We start from the raw sequence: 6,433 nt of genomic DNA on the forward strand, positions 1-6,433 counted from the left end.
TTTCTTTTTTATTCTTTATGGCAAACCACCTCTATATTGTTCCCATCTGGATCAATCATAAAAGCAGCATAATAAATCGGATGCTCACTGCGATGACCAGGAGCACCATTGTCTAGCCCACCTGCCTCTAAGCCAGCCTCATAACAAGCTTGAACCTCTTCCTTATTTTCTGCTAAGAAAGCAAAGTGAATAGGATTTTGCGTCCCCTGAGCTAACCAAAAGTCACCACCAGGATGAGGGCTATTTGGGGCAAGAAAACTGATTAGAGAAGTAGTTTTAAAAGCCAATTTATAGCCCAAAGGGGCGAGAAAACTCCTATAAAATCCTTCTGAAATTTGTAAATCCTTTACCTTAATTTCAAAATGATCAATCATTCTCACTACCCATAAATGCTTTCAAACGTTTAACTGCTTCTTTAAGCGTGTCTAGGTCTGTCGCATAGCTGAGGCGGACATTTTCTGGCGCTCCAAAGCCAGCTCCTGTTATGAGTGCCAAACCAACTTCCTCAAGAATAGCTGTTGTAAAGTCAGTCACATCTGTATAACCTTTCATCTCCATGGCTTTTTTTACATTTGGGAAGAGATAGAAAGCTCCTTGTGGTTTAACGACTTCAAAACCTGGGACCTCACATAATAGCGGATAAATGGTATTGAGACGCTCCTCAAAAGCCTGACGCATGATATCAACAGACTCCTGTGGTCCTGTTAAGGCTTCAATAGCCGCATATTGAGAAACAGATGTCAAATTTGAAGTTGTTTGTCCCGTCAATTTACTCATAGATGCAATGATTTCAGGATCACCTACCGCATAACCAACTCGCCAACCCGTCATGGCATAAGCCTTAGATACACCGTTGATAACAATGGTTTGATTACGAATTGCTTCTGATAGACTTGAGATTGGAACAAATTCATTTCCATTATAAACAAGGCGACCGTATATATCATCAGCTAAAATCAGAATGTCATGCTCAACTGCCCAATTTCCTATAGCTAGTAATTCTTCACGAGTATAGATCATACCAGTCGGATTAGATGGTGAATTGAGAACCAAAACCTTTGTCTTATCTGTCCTAACTAGTTCTAGTTGATCCACTGTGACTTTAAAATCATTGTCTTCTTTAGCTTGAACAAAGACTGGAATCCCTTCTGCCATCTTGACCTGATCTCCATAACTAACCCAGTATGGAGTTGGAATAATAACCTCATCTAAAGGATTGATTACAGCCATAAAGAAAGTATAGAGGGAGAACTTGGCACCTGTAGCAAAGGTAACCTCGTTACTTGCGACAGAATAGCCATAGTAGCGCTCGAAGTAGGTATTCACCGCAGCTTTTAATTCTGGTAGACCTGAAGCTACTGTATAGAAGGAAGCCTGTCCTTCTCGAATAGCTTTAACTGCTGCATCCTGAATATTTTCAGGAGTGTGAAAATCTGGTTGTCCCAAGGTCAAGAAAAGGACATCCTTACCTTGAGCTTTTAATTTTTTTGCTCTCGCATCACTAGCTAAAGTGACACTTTCTTCCATTTCTGAAACACGCTTGGATAGTTTCATAAGCCCTCCTTATTGAGCAATGCTCCTGTTTCAAAATCTACTAGATAAAAATCAGAGCCTGACTTGACTTCCCAGATTGGCTTGTCTTGATAACGGCCAAAGGTAATCTTGTCAATCTCGCCAGCTCCTTTTTCCTTAGAAAGAGCTTCTGCTTTTTCTTGTGAAATACCTTGATTTAGCTGATAAACGTAAATCTTATGGTCATCTTTCCCAATCAGGACAGCAAGTGATTCTTGCTGTTTATTATGACCAAGAACACTGTAGTAAGATTCCAAGCCATTGTATAAATCAACCTGATCAACCTGCTCTAATCCTGCATACTGCTGAGCTAATTTTTCTCCTTCACTTTTAGCTGTTTGATAGGGTTTCATGCCGAGAGAAACCAGATACAGAAAGGAAGCACTGATAACCACAAACAAAATCGTCATCCCTAGACCATACTGCCACAGTAGATTATTTTTTGCTTTATTTTGTCTTTTTTTCACTCGTCTATTTTACCATCTATTGGGCTTTATTACAAGTGAATATAGGAACAATCGCACTTTATTTCTTCCTTCAAAGCAAACCAGAATCCAAAAAACAGTTCTTACTTTTCCAGTAGCAAGTGACTAGAGTTTCAGCAATTTTATAATTTTCAAATAAACTCTGAGCAGATTTCTTGCAAGTCCTTTTGTTTTGTTGTAATATATTTCATAACAACGAGAGGGTTCTCGGAAATTTAAGAAAAAGGAGACACATCATGTCTAAAAAAGTATTATTTATCGTCGGATCACTACGTCAAGGTTCTTTCAACCACCAAATGGCGCTCGAAGCTGAGAAAGCACTTGCTGGTAAAGCAGAAGTTAGCTACCTTGATTATTCAGCCCTTCCTCTCTTCAGCCAAGATTTGGAAGTTCCAACACATCCAGCTGTAGCTGCTGCTCGTGAAGCAGTTCTCGCTGCGGATGCTATCTGGATCTTCTCTCCAGTCTACAACTTCTCTATCCCTGGAACAGTGAAAAACTTACTTGACTGGCTATCTCGTGCCCTTGACTTGTCTGATACACGTGGTGCTTCTGCCCTTCAAGACAAGTTTGTCACCGTATCATCTGTAGCCAATGCCGGTCACGATCAACTCTTCGCTATTTACAAAGACCTCTTGCCATTTATCCGTACACAAATCGTTGGTGATTTCACTGCTGCACGTGTCAATGACTCTGCTTGGGCAGATGGAAAATTGGTTCTCGAAAAATCAGTCCTAAACTCACTTGACAAACAAGCTCAAGACTTGGTCAATGCGATTCAGTAAAAAAAGAGAATTTTAAGAAGTCTAAATCAATTATCGCCACCTAATAGGGTGGCATTTTTTATTTCTAGATCAAAATTTTCAGACAAACATTACCCATCCAAAAAAACCTTGAGCGTTACCACTCAAGGTTTTTAGCAGTCTTTTCCATCACAGGAAAATCATTCTAAGAATATTCTTTCATTCGAGATCTATCACTTATCATCTTCTTTCGAGAAATTAGTGACTGCTTGTTGCTGATTAATCTTCTTTTCTTCGACCTACATATAGGCTCAATAGAATACCGCTACCTAAAAGAACAGAGATATAATCAGATTGGCTTCCAGTTTCTGGTAATTTGTCCCCATGTTTTTCTTTACCTGTAGTTGGTACTACTGGGTTAGAAGGTAATGGTGTTACCGGTTGAACTGGTACATTTGGATTTGGTTGTGTTGGAACTTCAGGAATGTTTGAAGTTGGTTTGTCATTGACTTCTGGCATACCAGGTACTCCGCCATTAAATTCTGGAATTTCATGAACTGGAGGTGTTGGCATTCCTGGAGCTTCTGGATTAGGAAGTTCATTGATTTCAGGCATACCTGGCACACCACCGTTGAATTCTGGCAATTCATGAACTTCTGGCATTCCTGGCACACCACCGTTGAATTCTGGCAATTCATGAACTGGTGGTTCTGGCATTGCAAACGTTGGTCCTTCTGGCACATTAGGTGTTGGAGGAACTGGTTTGTCATTTGATGGTGTTACTGGTTTGTCTTTGCATCCACATTTACCATCTTTACCGTCTTTACCGTCTTTGCCATCGCGACCATCTTTACCGTCTTTAACAACTGTTTTTGTCACAGTTCCGTCAGAATTGATAATTGTGATTGTATGACTACCATTTCCATTATCTTCAACAGAAACTTTTGGTGATTTACCATCTTTACCGTCTTTAATCACCATTTCTGTCTTACTTCCATCTGGATTAATGATTGTAACAACGTGAGTTCCATCGTTATTATTTTTAACAGTTACAGTTGGTGAAACGCCATCTTTACCGTCTTTACCATCTTTGATAATAGATTTGTATTCACGGCCATCAGAATCAACGATTGTCAATGTGTGAGTTCCGTCTCCGTTATCAACGATGTTCGCTTTTGGTGATTTACCATCAAAGATTGTAGTTGTAGTTTCTTTACCATCAGCTCCTGTCACTTTAATAGTGTGTGAACCATTGTTGTTATCAATAACTTCAAGTTTTGGTTCTTTACCATCACGAACTGTAGTTGTTGTAGTTGTACCGTCTGAGTTCACAACTGTGATAGTGTGAGTTCCATCTCCGTTATCCACAACCTTAGCAGTTGGTGATTTACCGTCATGAACTGTGGTTTCAGAAACAGTACCATTACCGTTTTCTACACGAATTGTGTAAGTACCATCATGGTTGTCAGTAACAGTTGCTACTGGTGATTTACCATCTTTGATAATTGTTTCAGTAGTTGTGCCGTCACCATTTAGAACTGAGATCTTATGAGTTCCATTTTGTTCGTCAGTAATAGTAACTTTTGGTGATTTACCATCACGAACTGTGGTTTCAGTTGTCACACCTTCTGGATTTGTAATAACGATTGTATGACTTCCGTCCCCATTGTCACGAACAGATGCGGTTGGAGTACGTCCGTCAACACCGTCACGACCATTCTTAACAACAAACTCATTCTTCGTTCCGTCTGGGTTAGTGATTGTTACTCTGTGGCTTCCATCTGGATTTTCTGTTGTAGTTGCTGTTGCAGCTTTACCATCTTTACCATCTTTGATGATAGCATTCGTAACATTGCCATCTCCATCCGTAACTTTAACAGTGTGAGTTCCATCGTTGTTATCAGTCACTTCAACTTTTGGAGTCTTACCATCTTTACCGTTTTTAACAACTGTTTCTTTAGTTGTTCCATCTGGATTTGTTATAGTAATTGTGTGGCTTCCATCTGGATTTTCTGTTGTAGTGATATTGGCAGTTTTACCGTCTTTACCATCTTTAACTTTAGTTGTTGATTCAGAACCATCAGGGTTTCTAACAGTAATAGAGTGTGTTCCATCTCCATTGTCCGTTACATTTACAACTGGTGATTTACCGTCTGCTCCGTTTTCACCTTTTTCACCTTTGTCGCCTTTTTCACCGGCTACTCCTTGAGGTCCACGGATATTACCAATCTTGTTCCAAGAACCATTTTCTTTCTTGTAAACATCACCTGTATTGGCGTCGATATAAGTATCACCGTCTTTACCATCATTAGCAGTTGGGGCAGTAACTCCACTTAGTAATTCAGCACCGTTACGTCCATTTGTACCAGAAGCTCCATCTGTACCATTACGTCCATTTGTACCATTCAAGATATCACTTGTACCAATTAATTCATCCACACCTGGATCGTATTTACCGTTACCATTATTATCATAGTATGCTGTAATACGAGTACCATTTACTGGTTGTGAATCTGTTGCATCTGTAGTTGTTGGTTGTACTGTTTCTGATGACTCAGTTGTACTTCTATCTTCATCTGGTAATGCTCTTCTATTTCTTGCACTTCTTGATGTTCCAGAAGGTTGTGAATTAGAAGTTGATCCAGCACCTCTTCTAACTGCTTCCACCAATGCATTTAAGTCAATAGTTGGTGTACGTCCATCTTTACCATTCTTACCATCTTTTACTGTAAAGGTTACTGGATCTTTACCTGGTGTTGTGATAGTTACAAGAGTGCTTTGACCATCTTGTCCACGTTGAGTAGTGATTGTAGGAGTTTGGCCATCCTGACCGGTTGCACCAGTTTCTCCCTTAGCACCATCTTTAACAAAGACTGTAGTTGGTTGTGAACCATCATGGTTATCAACAGTGATTTCTACACCTTTATGACCGTCTTCATCCTTACGAACAGCTGTTACTGTTGGAGAGACTCCGTCCACTCCATCTTTAATAACTGCAAGAGGTTTTTCAGGGTTCAATGGCTGACCTGGATGTGCTGGATCTTCTTGGTAAACTTTAGTTTCTTTACCATCTTTGACAGTAAGCAATGATTTACCATCACGTCCGTCCGCACCTTTAGCACCATCTTTAATCATTTCAGAACCTAGAAGTTCATCAGTTCCTGGAGTATACTTACCATCATTGTTTTCATCAGTATAGAATGTCACAATTGTATGAGATGGATTGCCGTTTTGTCCTTCGACACGAAGCAAATCAACTTTTGGAGTTTTACCGTTCAGACCATTTTCTCCGTCCTTAACATTTACTGTAACTGGATCTTTACCTGGAACAGTGAATGTAATGTCGGTACTATGACCATCTTTACCTGGAGTTACAGTTACTTCTGGAGTCTTACCATCTTCTCCACGTTCACCTTTATCACCCTTAGGTCCCTTGATGTTGCCTTCTTTGTCCCAGTTGCCGTTATTCTTAACGAAGACGTCGCCTGTTTCTGTATTGACGTATTTATCGCCGTCTTTACCTTGATTTGCTTCTGGGTTAACTTTGCCGTTCAAGACGTCTTTACCGTCGCGTCCATCACGTCCGTCACGACCTGCTGCGCCATCTCGTCCGTCGCGTCCTGGTAAACCTTG

The 6,433-nt window shown here is 40.2% G+C and carries 5 protein-coding genes; 1 reads left to right on the plus strand and 4 read right to left on the minus strand.

Features of this window, described 5'->3' with window-relative positions; genetic code table 11:
* Positions 1–8: 8 nt before the first annotated feature.
* Genes PAN06_RS06035 through PAN06_RS06045 form a run of 3 tightly spaced genes read right to left on the minus strand, consistent with a single transcriptional unit; the run spans position 9 to position 2,039 of the window.
* On the minus strand, positions 9–374 hold the full coding sequence (locus PAN06_RS06035; protein ID WP_261082611.1) for a VOC family protein: 366 nt from the start codon (positions 372–374) through the stop codon (positions 9–11).
* Positions 367–1,554 carry a pyridoxal phosphate-dependent aminotransferase gene (locus PAN06_RS06040; RefSeq protein WP_269795863.1) on the minus strand — a complete coding sequence of 396 codons (1,188 nt, stop codon included), beginning with the start codon at positions 1,552–1,554 and terminating at the stop codon, positions 367–369. Before PAN06_RS06040 ends, PAN06_RS06035 begins: the two co-directional genes overlap by 8 nt.
* Positions 1,551–2,039 (minus strand): DUF5590 domain-containing protein, encoded by a 489-nt coding sequence (locus PAN06_RS06045; protein WP_269795864.1) that lies wholly within the window; start codon positions 2,037–2,039, stop codon positions 1,551–1,553. The genes PAN06_RS06040 and PAN06_RS06045 overlap by 4 nt, the downstream gene beginning before the upstream one ends.
* A gap of 254 nt (positions 2,040–2,293) precedes the next feature.
* On the opposite strand from PAN06_RS06045, the gene PAN06_RS06050 reads away from it, so the two are divergent.
* Entirely contained in the window at positions 2,294–2,842 is a 549-nt protein-coding gene (locus PAN06_RS06050; RefSeq protein WP_269795865.1) for an NADPH-dependent FMN reductase, read from the plus strand.
* A 237-nt stretch (positions 2,843–3,079) separates the two neighbouring features.
* Here PAN06_RS06050 and PAN06_RS06055 read toward each other — a convergent pair.
* Positions 3,080–6,433: SIALI-17 repeat-containing surface protein (locus tag PAN06_RS06055; RefSeq protein WP_269795866.1), on the minus strand; the 3,354-nt coding region annotated here is incomplete at its 5' end.

Source organism: Streptococcus sp. SM3, from assembly GCF_027497875.1.

Bases quoted from the DNA above. Each gene is read 5' to 3' on its own strand.
- PAN06_RS06035 (WP_261082611.1), bottom strand. From the start codon at position 374: ATGATTGATCATTTTGAAATTAAGGTAAAGGATTTACAAATTTCAGAA.
- PAN06_RS06040 (WP_269795863.1), bottom strand. From the start codon at position 1,554: ATGAAACTATCCAAGCGTGTTTCAGAAATGGAAGAAAGTGTCACTTTA.
- PAN06_RS06050 (WP_269795865.1), top strand. From the start codon at position 2,294: ATGTCTAAAAAAGTATTATTTATCGTCGGATCACTACGTCAAGGTTCT.